The following is a 12,885-nucleotide window of genomic DNA, read 5'->3' as shown; positions in this document are numbered from 1 at the left end:
GCACCCATGGCAACGCTTGAAATCCGCGACCTGCACGTCACCGTCGAGGCCGACAACGCCACGAAGGAGATCCTCAAGGGCGTCGACCTGACCGTGAAGCAGGGCGAGACGCACGCCATCATGGGCCCCAACGGCTCCGGCAAGTCGACCCTCGCCTACTCCCTCGCGGGCCACCCCAAGTACACGATCACCGGCGGCACCGTCACCCTCGACGGCGAGGACGTCCTGGAGATGTCCGTCGACGAGCGCGCGCGTGCGGGCCTGTTCCTCGCGATGCAGTACCCGGTCGAGGTTCCCGGCGTCTCCGTGTCGAACTTCCTCCGTACGTCCGCCACGGCCATCCGCGGCGAGGCCCCCAAGCTGCGTACCTGGGTGAAGGAGGTCAAGGAGACCATGGAGCGCCTCTCCATGGACCCGTCCTTCGCCGAGCGCAACGTCAACGAGGGCTTCTCCGGCGGTGAGAAGAAGCGCCACGAGATCCTCCAGCTGGAACTGCTCAAGCCGAAGATCGCGATCCTCGACGAGACCGACTCCGGCCTCGACGTCGACGCCCTTCGCGTCGTCTCCGAGGGCGTCAACCGCGTCCGCGAGACCGGCGAGGTCGGCACCCTGCTGATCACGCACTACACGCGCATCCTGCGCTACATCAAGCCCGACTACGTCCACGTCTTCTCCGGCGGTCGCATCGTCGAGTCCGGCGGCGCCGAGCTCGCCGACAAGCTGGAGGACGAGGGCTACGAGGCATACACGAAGGGTGGCGCATCCGCGTGACACTGCTGCCGGGCCTCCTCGACACTGAGGCGATCCGCAAGGACTTCCCCATCCTGGACCGCCAGGTCCACGACGGGCAGAAGCTCGTGTACCTGGACAACGCGGCGACCTCGCAGAAGCCGCGCCAGGTGCTGGACGCCCTGAACGAGTACTACGAGCGCTACAACGCCAACGTCCACCGCGGTGTGCATGTGCTCGCCGAGGAGGCCACGGCGCTGTACGAGGGCGCGCGGGACAAGGTCGCGTCGTTCATCAACGCGCCCAGCCGCGACGAGGTGATCTTCACCAAGAACGCCTCTGAGTCGCTCAACCTCGTGGCGAACATGCTGGGTTGGGCCGACGAGCCCTACCGCGTGGACCACGAGACCGAGATCGTCATCACGGAGATGGAGCACCACTCCAACATCGTGCCGTGGCAGCTGCTCTCGCAGCGCACGGGCGCGAAGCTGAAGTGGTTCGGCCTGACCGACGACGGCCGTCTCGACCTGTCGAACATCGACGAGGTCATCACGGAGAAGACGAAGATCGTCTCCTTCGTGCTGGTGTCGAACATCCTCGGCACGGTCAACCCGGTCGAGGCGATAGTCCGCCGTGCCCAGGAGGTCGGTGCGCTGGTCTGCATCGACGCCTCGCAGGCCGCCCCGCACATGCCGCTGGACGTGCAGTCGCTGCAGGCCGACTTCGTGGCCTTCACCGGCCACAAGATGTGCGGTCCGACCGGCATCGGCGTGCTCTGGGGCCGCCAGGAGCTGCTGGAGGACCTGCCTCCCTTCCTGGGCGGCGGCGAGATGATCGAGACGGTGTCGATGCACTCCTCGACGTACGCCCCGGCGCCCCACAAGTTCGAGGCGGGTACGCCTCCGATCGCCCAGGCGGTCGGCCTCGGTGCGGCGATCGACTACCTCCAGTCGATCGGCATGGACAAGATCCTGGCCCATGAGCACGCGCTGACGGAGTACGCGGTGAAGAAGCTGGGCGAGGTCCCGGACCTGCGGATCATCGGCCCGACCACGGCCGAGGACCGCGGCGCGGCGATCTCCTTCACGCTCGGCGACATCCACCCGCACGACGTGGGCCAGGTCCTCGACGAGCAGGGCATCGCGGTCCGCGTCGGCCACCACTGCGCGCGGCCCGTCTGCCTCCGCTACGGAATTCCTGCGACCACGCGAGCGTCGTTCTATCTGTACTCCACGCCGGCCGAGATCGATGCTCTGGTCGACGGACTGGAGCACGTACGGAACTTCTTCGGCTGAAGGGCGTGCTGAAACCGTGAAGTTGGACTCGATGTACCAGGAAGTCATCCTGGACCACTACAAGAACCCGCACGGGCGTGGTCTTCGGGATGGCGACGCCGAGGTGCACCACGTGAACCCGACGTGCGGCGACGAGATCACCCTGCGCGTGAAGTACGACGGCACGAAGATCGAGGACGTCTCGTACGAGGGCCAGGGCTGCTCGATCAGCCAGGCCTCGGCCTCCGTCCTGAACGAACTGCTGGTCGGCAAGGACCTGGCGGACGCCCAGAAGATCCAGGAGACCTTCCTGGAGCTGATGCAGTCCAAGGGCCGGATCGAGCCGGACGACGCGATGGAGGAGGTGCTGGAGGACGCGGTCGCGTTCGCCGGCGTCTCCAAGTACCCGGCCCGGGTCAAGTGCGCCCTCCTCAGCTGGATGGCGTGGAAGGACGCGACGGCCCAGGCCCTGGGCGGAGCCGACGCCGAAAGGAAGACGGCATGAGCGAGACCGTTGAGACGAAGCCGGCCTCGGAGGAAGAGGTCCGTGAGGCGCTGTACGACGTCGTCGACCCCGAGCTGGGCATCGACGTCGTCAACCTCGGCCTGATCTACGGCATCCACATCGACGACGCGAACATCGCGACGCTCGACATGACCCTGACGTCGGCGGCCTGCCCGCTGACGGATGTCATCGAGGACCAGGCCAAGTCCGCCACGGACGGCCTCGTCAGCGAACTGCGCATCAACTGGGTGTGGATGCCGCCGTGGGGCCCCGACAAGATCACGGACGACGGGCGGGAGCAGCTCCGGGCGCTCGGGTTCAACGTCTGAGGTCCACCCACCGGTTGAAGGCAACGGCGACGTCCTGAGGGCGTCGCCGTTGCCGTGTTTTCAGGCCAGTCCGGCCACGAACCGGAACGCCGAATCCGCCAGATACAGCGAGCTGTTCTGGAACGGATCCAGCTTCAGCCGGAAGTTCTGATGCCGCAGGAAGCGGCCCGGGTAGTTCACCGACTCCAGCATCACGGCACCCGAGTACGCCGACGTCCGCGGGCAGAAGGTCGCGTCCTGTCCGAACACGGAGGAACCGTCGTTGCGTTCGGAGCGCAGGAGGAAGTTGCGGTGGCGGAGGTAGGTGCCGTCGGACGTGGTGAAGGAGTAGCAGGACGAGTTCGCCAGGCCCTTGACCACCTTGAAGGTGGCGTCCCGCCGGCCGGCGGCAGAGGCGATCGGGTCGAGCTTCACGTAGTCGCCGCTCACGTGCCAGTAGCGGTCGGGGTAGTTCACCGACTGCACGGACCTGTAGGTGGCCGACGGTTTCGAGTGGCTCGGCGAACTCGCGTCGGGTTTGGGCGACTTCGACGGCTTGCTGCCGCCGGCCGCCGAGTCGTGCGGGCCGGGCGAGGGGGACGTACTGGCCTGCGCGGACGACGGGCCGCCCTTCCCGGCGGGCGTCGTGACGCCGTCCGTGGACGGAGTGGCGAAGGAGATCAGGCCGGGGGGCGTTTCGGCGACGGCCGACGGCGGGGTTCCGGACGCCTGTGACGGACGGTCGGAGTCCCTGTCCATCACGGCTATCGCCGTGGCGCACGCGACGATCGTCGACAGGGCCAGCGCGCCGGCCAGCCAGAGTCTTCGGGTTCCCGGGGCTCGGGAGGTGTCGGGGGTCCAGCCGTTCTCCCAGGGCTGGTTCCGGGGCGGCTCGGGGGTGGTTTCTGGCATGCGCTGTTTCTCCAGCGGCGCCCGAGGCGGCGGCCGGGGGTGAGGTGAGGGTGAGGTGTGTGAGCGGTGAAACCCTAGTGGAGCGGAGAGATCGCGGGGAGTCGTTTCAGCGAGCGATTTCCATGAAAATTGAACCTCCTCATGTGGAATGAGGGGCTACGGATCCTCCGGTGTCGGTGCGCCGTTGTGTACGGTCGTACGCATCATTGTGTACGCTAGTACACATGGCATTCCTGATGCTCCTCGCGGCCATCGCCGCCGAGGTGGGCGGTACCACCGCCATGAAGTTCAGCCACGGCTTCACCAGGCTGTGGCCGTCCGTGCTGACGCTCGCCGGATACGGCGTCTCGTTCTGGCTGCTCGCCCAGACGCTGAAGAGCATGTCGGTCGGCACGGCCTACGCGATCTGGGCCGGCCTGGGCACCGCGGCCATCGTGGCCATCGGCATCCTCTTCCTCGGCGAGGGGATGACCGTCCCGAAGGCCGTGGGAATCGGGCTGATCATCGTCGGGGTCGTGGTGCTCAACCTGGGAGGCGCGCACTGATGCCCCGCCGCTACGACCCCGACCGGCGGCAGCGGATCATCGACGCGGCGATCCGGGTGGTGGGCGAGAAGGGCCTGACCGGGCTGAGCCACCGCTCCGCCGCCGCCGAGGCCGACGTGCCGCTCGGCTCGACGACGTACCACTTCAAGACCCTCGACGAGCTGATGGTCGCCGCGCTACGGCAGGCGAGCGAGGGCTTCGCCGAGGTGGTCGCCTCGCGGGGCGGTCTGGAGGATCCGCAGACCGACCTGGCCGCCGAACTCGCGGGCTGTCTGGGCGAGTGGCTCGCGGGTGACCGCACCGGCGTCGAGCTGGAGTACGAGCTCTATCTCGCGGCCCTGCGCCGCCCCGCCCTGCGCCCGGTGGCCGCCGAGTGGGCCGAGGGCGTGGCCGAACAGATCGCCCGGCACACCGACCCGGTGACGGCCCGGGCCCTGGTCGCGCTGATGGACGGCATCTGTCTGCAGGTGCTGCTGACGGGGGCGCCCTACGACGAGGGGTACGCGCGCGAGGTGCTGGCGCGGATGATTCCCCCGCCCCGCTCATGAGCCGGCGCCGCCCGTGCTCGTCTGCGGTGCGCATGCCTTCCTGGACACCGTGAACCCTCCGGCTCCCCAGGAACCGGCCTCGTTCCACCGTGCCCTCGAGCTCCCGCCGGGCGGGAACCCCGCCGGCCATCCCGTCGAGACCGCTGCCGGGCGCTCCCGCCCGTCCTGCCCTCGCCGGGCCGGTCGCGGTTCAAAGCGATCCCCCACGTGTCTGGTCGAGGGCGACAAGGTCCTCGGCGGCGACTCGCTCCGCGTCACGAGGGGAGCGCGGGCCGCCCGAGTCATTCCTCCGAGGCGAGACGCCGGACCGTGGTCAGGGCGGCGGCCACGCTCCCGGCGATGTCCGTCACCGGATACTGCACCTCCCGCACGACCCGCTCCCGGTCGACGACCAGCGTGAGCCGCTTCAGCCGGCTGGCCCCCGCCGCGCGGAACGTCGGCAGCCGCAGTGCGGCGATGAGCGACAGGCCGGCGTCCGACAGCAGCGGGAAGTGCAGCCCCTCCTTCTCCGCGAACGCCCGCTGCTCGTCCGGGCGCTGGGTGGAGACACCGTGCACGGCAGCCCCCGCGGCGGTGAACTCGGCCAGCCGGTCGCGGTAGGTGCAGGACTCCAGGGTGCAGCCGGGCGTGCCGGGGATGTCCGTCCAGCCCGGCGGATAGGAGTCGGCGCGGGCATAGGCGCCGGGGAAGCAGTACAGGACCGTGTACGGGCTGTCGGCGGCGACCGGGTCCAGCAATCCGCCCGTGTGGCCCGGGAGCAGGAGCTCGGGGATCCGGTCGCCGACCAGTTCGTGCACCCGCTGGGCTTCCGCGGACGCCTCCGCCGTCGTGGCCGTCGTACTCCCGTCGCCCAGGACCCAGGCATCGCCCCAGTCCTGGAGGGCGATCAGGACGGGGAGCAGGGCACGGCCGCGCGGGGTGAGGCGGTACTCGTGGCGGACCGGGCGCTCCTGGTACGGCACCCGGGAGAGCACGTCCGCCTCGACGAGAAGGCGCAACCGCTCGGTCAACACCTTTCTGGACACGCCGAGTTCGGCCTGCAGCGCGTCGAAGCGGTGCACCCCGCGTGCCGCGTCCCGGACGATCAGCAGCGTCCACCAGTCGCCGACCACGTCCAGGGCCTGTGCGATGGCGCAGGTGGCGTCCTCCAGGCTCGTCCTGCGGGCCATGGCTTCCCGTCCCTTCGTGCACAGGTCGTGGTTGACCTGAGATTGTCATGCCTTCATAGTAAGTTCCTAAAAGGAACTCACTGGGGGGACGAGTGCGAGGTCTGCGAGAAGTGCCGCGGACGGTCTGGCTGCTGGCCGCCGGGACCTTCGTGAACATGGTCGTGAGCGTGAGCTTCGCCTATACGTTCCTCTATCTCACCGGGCCGCGGGGGCTCAGCACCGGCCAGGCGGGCCTGCTCAGCGGCGTCGCGGGGGCCGGGCTGGTCGCGGGGAACTTCACCGGCGGCTGGTACGGAGACCGTTTCGGGCACCGACGGGTGCTGCTCGCGGGCGCCGCGGTGTCCGGGCTGGTCCTGGCCGCCGTACCGCTGCTGCCGACCTCCCTGCTGTTCGCCGCACTGCCGCTGTCCCAGTACGCGTCCGGGGTGCAGCGTGCGGCCAACTCCGCGCTCGTCGCGGTCATCGTGCCGGAGGGGGCGCGGCGGCAGGCGTTCGCGGTGGTGCGGGCCGCGGCGAACGGGGGGTTCACGCTGGGGCCGGTGCTCGGGGCGCTGGTCGCCACGCGCTTCTCGTACGACTGGCTGTACGTGGCGGAGGGGCTCGGGAGCCTTGGGCTGGCGTGCTGGACGGCGCGGGTGGTGCCGGCGCGAGGGGCCGCCGGGCGGGGGCGGGCGGGGCATTCGCAGCGGGGCGGGGTGTGGGCGGCGCTTCGGGCTCGGCCCGCTGTGCTGGTGCTGCTGCCGGCGATCCTGGTCGTCGACGTCGTGTACCGGCAGCAGTACTCCACGTTTCCCGTCTTTCTCGCCGACCACGGGATGGATGCGCGGGTGTACGGGGCGCTGCTCGCGATCAACGGTGGGGTGTTGCTGTGTCTGGAACTGCCGGTGGCGGTGGTACTGCGGCGGCGGTCGCCGTTGCGGATCGTGGGGAGTGGGCTGCTGTTGGTCGGTGCGGGGTACGGGGTGTTGCTGGTGGGGGCCGGGGTGGGGGCGGCGGTGGTGATGATGGGGCTGCTGACGTTGGGGGAGGTGCTGTACAAGACGACCGCTACGGCTTATGTCGCTGATCAGGCGCCGGAGCATGTGCTGGGGCGGTTTCAGTCGCTGTATGCGGGGGTGTCGATCAGTGGGGTGGTGTTGGCTGCGCCGTTGGGTGGGGTGCTGTATGAGGCGGCGCCGGGGGTGTTGTGGCCGGTGTGTGCGGGGGTGGGGGTGGTGGCTGGGGGTGCGGTGCTGCTGGCCGGGGGCCGGGCTGGTGGCCCTGTGTCCGCCGCCGCAGAGGTTTCTCGCCCCCGCCGCCCCTACCCGTCCCGTCCCAGGGGCGCTGCCCCTTCGGCCCCGCTGGGGGCTGCGCCCCCAGACCCCCCTTCGGCCTGAACGGCCTCGTCCTCAAACGCCGGACGGGCTGGGTGGGGCGTTCGTCCGTTGTCCGAGGCGGGCTGGGTGGGGCGTTCGTCCGTTGTCCGAGACGGGCTGGATAGGGGCACCCGGCCGATGTCCGAGGCGGGCCGGACGGGGTGCCCGTGTGTTGTCCGAGACCGGCTGGATGGGGAGTACTCGCCCGTTACCTGAGACGGGTGGGGCATCGGTTGGCCTGGGTGGGGTCTGGGCGGTTAGGTTGCCCTCATGACCGACACGACTGCTCCTCGCACCACCGGCGCCGTGGCCGCCGGGCTCGCCACGATTGCCGCCGACGGCACTGTTCTCGACACCTGGTTCCCCGCGCCCGCGCTGAGCGAGCAGGCCGGTCCGGCCGGGACCGAGCGGCTGTCCGCGGAGAAGGCCGTGGAGCTGCTCGGGGACGGTGCGGCGAAGGCGATCGGGACGGACACCCGCCGGGGTGTCGAGGTCGTCGCGGTGCGCACGGTCATCTCCTCGCTCGACGAGAAGCCGATCGACACGCACGACGCCTACCTGCGACTGCACCTGCTCTCGCACCGCCTGGTCCAGCCGCACGGCCAGAGCCTGGACGGCATCTTCGGCCTGCTGCCCAACGTCGCCTGGACCTCCCTCGGGCCGGTCGCCGTCGACGAGATCGAGAAGGTGCGGCTCAACGCCCGCGCCGAGGGCCTGCACCTCCAGGTGACCTCCGTCGACAAGTTCCCGCGCATGACGGACTACGTCGCCCCCAAGGGCGTCCGTATCGCCGACGCCGACCGGGTGCGGCTCGGTGCGCACCTCGCCGCGGGCACCACCGTCATGCACGAGGGCTTCGTCAACTTCAACGCCGGCACGCTCGGCACGTCGATGGTCGAGGGCCGTATCTCCGCGGGTGTCGTGATCGGCGACGGCTCCGACATCGGCGGCGGCGCTTCCACCATGGGCACGCTGTCCGGCGGCGGCAACGTCCGCATCACCATCGGCGAGCGCTGCCTGATCGGCGCCGAGGCGGGCGTCGGCATCGCGCTCGGCGACGAGTGCGTCGTCGAGGCCGGGCTGTACGTCACCGCGGGCACCCGCGTGACGATGCCCGACGGGCAGATCGTCAAGGCCCGTGAACTCTCCGGCGCCTCCAACATCCTCTTCCGCCGCAACTCGGTCACCGGCACGGTCGAGGCCCGCCCGAACAACGCGGTCTGGGGCGGTCTGAACGAGATCCTGCACAGCCACAACTGATCACCGGCGGCAGCCGCCGCCCGGTTTGCAGACCCCATAGGGGGGCGTAACGTCGTTTACGCCCCCTTACGGGGTATTTCCCCGGGTCATTCCCGGGACGCCTCCGTGACCCCGAGGCGCTGCCAGGGGAGGTGGCGGACTTGATCGGGAACGGCGTCGCGGGGCTGCGCACGGGCACCTGCAGGGGTACGCCGAGGCCTCTGGCGCCTCGGCGTCCCGTCGTGCCCCGGCAGCGCGGCCCTCCGCAGCGCGCGAAGCAGCCAAGGGCGGGGTTCATGTGGCCGGACATCCGGCCGACGCCTTCGGGCACATCCACACTTCGAGATGCACTGCGAACGAGGCGATTCCCCATGCGACGAAGCATGCGACGGAGTGCACTGTTCCTGCTTCCCGCGGCGACGGCGATGACCGCCGTGTCGCTGCTTGCGGGGCCCGCTTATGCGGACAGCCCGCACTTCATCAAAAACGCAACCACCGCGACTCGCTCGGGCGACACGCTCACCGTCAGCGGCAAGGAGGCCGGGCTCGGTGACGAACTCACGGTCACGGACACCCTGAGCGCCACTGCGCTCTGCATCAACGGTGGCGGCCACCACCCGCACGCCGTCAACAAGGAGTCCGTGAGCAGCTCGGGTTCGTTCCAGGTGCGGAACGGCTTCGCCGAATTCACCCTGTCGGTGACGGCCACCTTCAAGCCCGAGTGCAGCCCGCCGATGACCGTCGAGTTCACCAACGTCTCGGTCACCGACACCACCAACGGCATCACCCTCTCCATCCCCGGCACTTTCTGACAGTGCCGCAGGCATGAGGCCGCCCCGTCAGGCCTCATGCCCTCATGGCCGCCGCGAACTCCGCCAGCGCGGCGAAGTCCCCCTCGCGCAGCCCCAGCCGCGGGCTGACATGGTGCAGAAGCGCGGGGCCCGTGTGGTGCGCGGCCACGTACTCCTCGTCCGCCGGGCTCTGTTCGTCGTCGACCCAGGCGAACGGGCGGTCGTCGGCGTACGCCACGATCGCCTCCGTCTTCCAGTGCACCCCGTCCGGCCTGAGCGCGAACAGGCCCGCGCCGAAGTCCACATAGGGCAGCTCGGGCAGGCCGACGACCGGGGCGATCCAGCGGTTGGCGGCGTCCATCCAGGTCGTCGCCCAGCACAGGTCGTAGTCGAGGGCGAGCAGGGCCGGGCCGTGGGACGGGTTCAGCCAGACCCGCAGGGGCCGGCCGGGGTGCAGGGCCACCCTGATCGTCGTATACCCCTCGGGACGGCGTTCCGGCTGTGCGGCCCACGGGTTGAGCGGGCCGTCGACGTCGAGGAACAGCAAAGGGCGGCTCACAGCAACAACGTACGGAAAAATTCTTCGTCCGGCAGGCATAGCCGCGGGCGGCCAGAGGCGTCACAAGGGGTACGGGGGCGGGCACAGAGGCAGCCGCCGGGGAAGAGAAGGTGACGATGAATGCCGAAGGGCTGGACAGCTTCCGCGAGTTCGTGGACAGCAGGTCGTCGGCTCTGCTGAAGACGGCCGTGCTGCTCTGCGGGGGAGACCAGCACGCCGGCGAGGACCTGCTGCAGAACGCGCTCGTCAAGGCGGCGGGGAAGTGGCAGCGGATCGACGAGCCCGAAGCGTACGTACGCCGGATCCTGTACCGCCAGCAGGTCAGCCGCTGGCGGCTGAAGTGGCGCAGACGGGAGGTCAGCGTCGCCGAACCGCCCGAAGGGGGAGGGCAGTTGGCGCATTCCGGTGACACGGCCGCCGCGGCCGAGCTGCGCGTCGTGATGCGGGAGGCGCTCGCCCGGCTCACCGCCCGTCAGCGCACCGTGCTGGTGCTGCGCTACTTCGAGGACCTGCCGGAGGCCGACGTGGCCCGCCTGCTGGGCTGCTCCGTCGGCACCGTACGGTCCACCACCCACCGCTCCCTCGCCCGCCTGCGCGCCCTGTCGCCCGAGCTCGCCGCCCTCGGCCCGGCGGACGCCGGACAGCAGCCGTCCCGTGACTACTCACCCGTGGAGGTGCGTCCGTGAACGTCGACGAACTCGTACGCGACGCCCTGCGCGAGCAGGCCGCCGAACAGCACCCGGCGGCAGCGGGGTTCGCCGACCGTGTCCTGGCCGTCCGCCGGCGCCGCCGTACCCGCAGGATCGCGGCCGCCGCCCTCACCACTGCGGCCGTGGTCGCCGTAGGGATTGCGGTACCGCTGCTCGACTCCGGCAAGAAGGACGTCCGTCCGTCGGACGTCGTGGACCAGAAGAAGACCAGGGCCCACCCCGACCAGTCGCCGCCGCGTGATCTGATCTCTGCCGGGGGAACGACCCTGGCCGCGTACTACAGTTCGCAGACGGTCAAGAAGACCAGGACTACCGCCGTCAGCGAGCGGACCTACTACCTGCTGAACCCGAAGACCGGCAAGTACGAGAAGTCCCCGAAGTGGTCCTGGGTCGCCGTCGCGCCCGGCTCGGCGACCGCTGCCGTCCTGGAGCGTGATCTGCCCGCCTCGCGCATCGGCCTGCTCGACCTGGCCTCCGGCGAGGTGAAGCGATGGGTCCAGGTCGACCACGGGGTCGGCGGGCTCGGGTTCTCCCGCGACGGCCGGAAGCTCGTCGCGACGACCTACAGCGAGAACCCGGACCTCCAGCCCATCCCGAAGAAGCTGAAGGGGGGCGGCGAAGTGACCGTGGAGACGGGTTCGCGCCGTACCGGCTTCTACGTCGTCGACGTGGCGTCCGGGAAGGCGCGGTGGAGCCAGGTCGACGCGGGCGGCGGTCCCGGTTCCCTCGACATGATCAACTCCCGCCAGGACTTCGCCCTCACCGACGACGGCCGGCATGTCTGGGCCGGTAACCCCAGCGGTGAGATCGGCAAGGAGTTCTGGGACCTCACGGGCAGGAAGGTCTCCGCGCCGGCCGGCTACAAGTACCTGGAGTGGTTCGTCGACGCCGGGAAGTCGCCGAACGGCAGGCTGGTCGCCGGGGACTTCGCCGGCGAGGGATGGAAGACCGCCTCCTGGATCGTCGACGCCTACACCGGCAAGAAGACCAAGGTGCGCGGGCAGCAGCTGCTCGCCTGGGTCGGCAACGACCGGCTCATCGCCTGGGACATCGACAAGGACGTCAAGAACGAGTTCCACAACCGGCTGGTGCTGGTCACCATCGGCAGCAACAAGGAGGTGCCCCTCAGTGGCTTCAGGCTGGGCAACGACGGGGGCGCCGGACGCTGGGAGCCCGTCTTCGCCCAGCGCTGACCTGGTCAGCCGGCCACGCACTCCTCGTAGGCGGCCAGCAGCCCGGCCACCGCCTCGCGGCCGGCGGGCCGCAGCGGGGCACGGACGGTTCCCGCCGGCAGGCCGAGCTCGTTGAGGAGCGCCTTCGTGGTGACGGTGCCGGGCAGACCGGCCGACATCATCAACTCGATGAGCGGTGCGGCGCGTTGCTGGAGGCGGGCGGACACGGGGGTGTCGCCCGCCTCGAACGCGTCTATGACCGCGCGGAGTTGCTCCGGAACCACGTTCGCGACCGTGCTGATGTAGCCCGCGCCGCCCACCGCGTACAGCGCGAGGTTGTGCTCGTCGCAGCCCGCGTAGTACGCCAACTCCGTGCGGGCCAGCACCTTCTGGGCGGCGAGGAAGTCGTAGGAGCAGTCCTTGACCGCCACGATCCGGGGGTGCTCGGCGAGCCGGATCATCGTGTCGGACTCGATACGGGTACCGGTGCGGCCCGGGATGTCGTACAGCACGACCGGCAGCCCGGACGCGTCCGCGACCGTCCGGAAGTGCTCCTCCAGCGCGTCCTGCGGGGGCCTGCTGTAGTACGGACTGACCACCAGCACGCCGTCCGCGCCCGCCTTTTCGGCCTCCCGGGCGAGCTCCACCGTGTGCCGGGTGTCGAAGGTGCCGACGCCCGCCACGACCGACGCCCGGCCGCCCACCGCCTCCCGCACCGCCTCGACCAGTGCCGCCTTCTCGGCGTCCGTGGTGGTCGGCGACTCGCCCGTCGTACCGGAGAGCACCAGACCCTCGCACCCCCGGGAGACCAGGTGGTCGGCGAGCCGCTGCGCCCCGTCGAGATCGAGCGCGCCCTCCTCGGTGAAGGGGGTGATCATCGCGCAGAGGGCACGGCCGAAGGCGGCGGGGGCGTCAGTTGTCATGTTCTCAGTCTCGGCGGGCCGATAGTGAAGCTCCACTTAATTCTTCTACGAGATATTGATAAGTGTTGCTGTGGTGCGGCTGGTGAGGCGCCATGACCCTCCAGGCCCTATGTCCATTTCGCCCGCCATGGGTCAGCATGGTCGTG

The 12,885-nt window shown here is 70.0% G+C and carries 15 protein-coding genes; 11 read left to right on the top strand and 4 right to left on the bottom strand.

Translation table 11 applies throughout. From position 1 onward, the window contains the following. Positions 1-6 precede the first annotated feature (6 nt). From sufC to EDD92_RS12540, 4 genes are read left to right on the top strand one after another with little or no spacing between them, the layout of a single operon-like run. Entirely contained in the window at positions 7-771 is a 765-nt protein-coding gene (gene sufC, locus EDD92_RS12555) for a Fe-S cluster assembly ATPase SufC (protein ID WP_099927979.1), read from the top strand. Continuing rightward, the gene (locus EDD92_RS12550; protein ID WP_123964375.1) at positions 768-2,024 is read left to right on the top strand and encodes a cysteine desulfurase; all 1,257 of its coding nucleotides are present in this window, start codon (positions 768-770) and stop codon (positions 2,022-2,024) included. The genes sufC and EDD92_RS12550 overlap by 4 nt, the downstream gene beginning before the upstream one ends. A 16-nt stretch (positions 2,025-2,040) precedes the next feature. Continuing rightward, positions 2,041-2,508 carry a Fe-S cluster assembly sulfur transfer protein SufU gene (sufU, locus tag EDD92_RS12545; RefSeq protein WP_030933411.1) on the top strand — a complete coding sequence of 156 codons (468 nt, stop codon included), beginning with the start codon at positions 2,041-2,043 and terminating at the stop codon, positions 2,506-2,508. Continuing rightward, a complete protein-coding gene (locus tag EDD92_RS12540; protein ID WP_123964374.1) occupies positions 2,505-2,837 on the top strand; it encodes a metal-sulfur cluster assembly factor in 333 nt (110 codons plus the stop codon). The genes sufU and EDD92_RS12540 overlap by 4 nt, the downstream gene beginning before the upstream one ends. 60 nt (positions 2,838-2,897) lie before the next feature. Here EDD92_RS12540 and EDD92_RS12535 read toward each other — a convergent pair whose 3' ends face one another. After that, on the bottom strand, positions 2,898-3,728 hold the full coding sequence (locus EDD92_RS12535) for an AbfB domain-containing protein (RefSeq protein WP_123964373.1): 831 nt from the start codon (positions 3,726-3,728) through the stop codon (positions 2,898-2,900). A gap of 224 nt (positions 3,729-3,952) precedes the next feature. Between EDD92_RS12535 and EDD92_RS12530 the strand changes: the two genes are divergently transcribed. Together EDD92_RS12530 and EDD92_RS12525 are read left to right on the top strand one after the other, a co-directional pair. Beyond that, positions 3,953-4,273: a multidrug efflux SMR transporter gene (locus EDD92_RS12530; RefSeq protein WP_399182673.1), complete on the top strand. Its 321-nt coding sequence runs from the start codon at positions 3,953-3,955 to the stop codon at positions 4,271-4,273. After that, positions 4,273-4,821, top strand: a complete 549-nt coding sequence (locus EDD92_RS12525) for a TetR/AcrR family transcriptional regulator (protein WP_123964371.1) — start codon at positions 4,273-4,275, stop codon at positions 4,819-4,821. The genes EDD92_RS12530 and EDD92_RS12525 overlap by 1 nt, the downstream gene beginning before the upstream one ends. A 281-nt stretch (positions 4,822-5,102) precedes the next feature. Here EDD92_RS12525 and EDD92_RS12520 read toward each other — a convergent pair whose 3' ends face one another. Next, positions 5,103-5,990, bottom strand: coding sequence for a winged helix-turn-helix transcriptional regulator (locus tag EDD92_RS12520; RefSeq protein ID WP_123964370.1), 888 nt, complete (start codon positions 5,988-5,990; stop codon positions 5,103-5,105). 101 nt (positions 5,991-6,091) lie between these two features. On the opposite strand from EDD92_RS12520, the gene EDD92_RS12515 reads away from it, so the two are divergent. The 3 genes from EDD92_RS12515 to EDD92_RS12500 all read left to right on the top strand — a co-directional run bounded on the left by EDD92_RS12515 (position 6,092) and on the right by EDD92_RS12500 (position 9,396). Further along, positions 6,092-7,366: an MFS transporter gene (locus EDD92_RS12515; RefSeq protein ID WP_399185401.1), complete on the top strand. Its 1,275-nt coding sequence runs from the start codon at positions 6,092-6,094 to the stop codon at positions 7,364-7,366. Between the two features lie 249 nt (positions 7,367-7,615). After that, positions 7,616-8,605: a 2,3,4,5-tetrahydropyridine-2,6-dicarboxylate N-succinyltransferase gene (gene dapD, locus EDD92_RS12505; protein WP_123964367.1), complete on the top strand. Its 990-nt coding sequence runs from the start codon at positions 7,616-7,618 to the stop codon at positions 8,603-8,605. 362 nt (positions 8,606-8,967) lie between these two features. After that, a complete protein-coding gene (locus EDD92_RS12500) occupies positions 8,968-9,396 on the top strand; it encodes a hypothetical protein (protein WP_123964366.1) in 429 nt (142 codons plus the stop codon). Positions 9,397-9,430: 34 nt separating this feature from the next. Here EDD92_RS12500 and EDD92_RS12495 read toward each other — a convergent pair whose 3' ends face one another. Continuing rightward, positions 9,431-9,934, bottom strand: coding sequence for a hypothetical protein (locus EDD92_RS12495; protein WP_185123998.1), 504 nt, complete (start codon positions 9,932-9,934; stop codon positions 9,431-9,433). A gap of 116 nt (positions 9,935-10,050) precedes the next feature. On the opposite strand from EDD92_RS12495, the gene EDD92_RS12490 reads away from it, so the two are divergent. Together EDD92_RS12490 and EDD92_RS12485 are read left to right on the top strand one after the other, a co-directional pair. Beyond that, complete coding sequence (locus EDD92_RS12490) at positions 10,051-10,620, top strand: SigE family RNA polymerase sigma factor (protein WP_123964364.1); 570 nt, start codon at positions 10,051-10,053, stop codon at positions 10,618-10,620. Beyond that, on the top strand, positions 10,617-11,837 hold the full coding sequence (locus EDD92_RS12485; RefSeq protein WP_123964363.1) for a WD40 repeat domain-containing protein: 1,221 nt from the start codon (positions 10,617-10,619) through the stop codon (positions 11,835-11,837). The genes EDD92_RS12490 and EDD92_RS12485 overlap by 4 nt, the downstream gene beginning before the upstream one ends. Positions 11,838-11,842: 5 nt before the next feature. On the opposite strand, the gene dapA is transcribed toward EDD92_RS12485, so the two are convergent. Beyond that, complete coding sequence (gene dapA / locus EDD92_RS12480; RefSeq protein WP_185123997.1) at positions 11,843-12,739, bottom strand: 4-hydroxy-tetrahydrodipicolinate synthase; 897 nt, start codon at positions 12,737-12,739, stop codon at positions 11,843-11,845. Positions 12,740-12,885: the final 146 nt, after the last annotated feature.

Origin of the sequence: Streptomyces sp. TLI_185, from assembly GCF_003814765.1 — a bacterium.
In the GTDB taxonomy this organism is placed as follows: Bacteria; Actinomycetota; Actinomycetes; order Streptomycetales; family Streptomycetaceae; genus Streptomyces.
The sequence above is the reverse complement of the archived record's forward strand: the minus strand, read 5'-3'. Positions and strand labels throughout refer to the sequence as shown.

What these genes read in the sequence shown, in the direction of transcription:
- sufC (WP_099927979.1), top strand. Translation starts at nt 7, where the DNA reads ATGGCAACGCTTGAAATCCGCGACCTGCACGTCACCGTCGAGGCCGAC.
- EDD92_RS12490 (WP_123964364.1), top strand. Translation starts at nt 10,051, where the DNA reads ATGAATGCCGAAGGGCTGGACAGCTTCCGCGAGTTCGTGGACAGCAGG.
- dapA (WP_185123997.1), bottom strand. Translation starts at nt 12,739, where the DNA reads ATGACAACTGACGCCCCCGCCGCCTTCGGCCGTGCCCTCTGCGCGATG.
- EDD92_RS12525 (WP_123964371.1), top strand. Translation starts at nt 4,273, where the DNA reads ATGCCCCGCCGCTACGACCCCGACCGGCGGCAGCGGATCATCGACGCG.
- dapD (WP_123964367.1), top strand. Translation starts at nt 7,616, where the DNA reads ATGACCGACACGACTGCTCCTCGCACCACCGGCGCCGTGGCCGCCGGG.
- EDD92_RS12520 (WP_123964370.1), bottom strand. Translation starts at nt 5,990, where the DNA reads ATGGCCCGCAGGACGAGCCTGGAGGACGCCACCTGCGCCATCGCACAG.
- EDD92_RS12530 (WP_399182673.1), top strand. Translation starts at nt 3,953, where the DNA reads ATGGCATTCCTGATGCTCCTCGCGGCCATCGCCGCCGAGGTGGGCGGT.
- EDD92_RS12535 (WP_123964373.1), bottom strand. Translation starts at nt 3,728, where the DNA reads ATGCCAGAAACCACCCCCGAGCCGCCCCGGAACCAGCCCTGGGAGAAC.
- EDD92_RS12500 (WP_123964366.1), top strand. Translation starts at nt 8,968, where the DNA reads ATGCGACGGAGTGCACTGTTCCTGCTTCCCGCGGCGACGGCGATGACC.
- EDD92_RS12540 (WP_123964374.1), top strand. Translation starts at nt 2,505, where the DNA reads ATGAGCGAGACCGTTGAGACGAAGCCGGCCTCGGAGGAAGAGGTCCGT.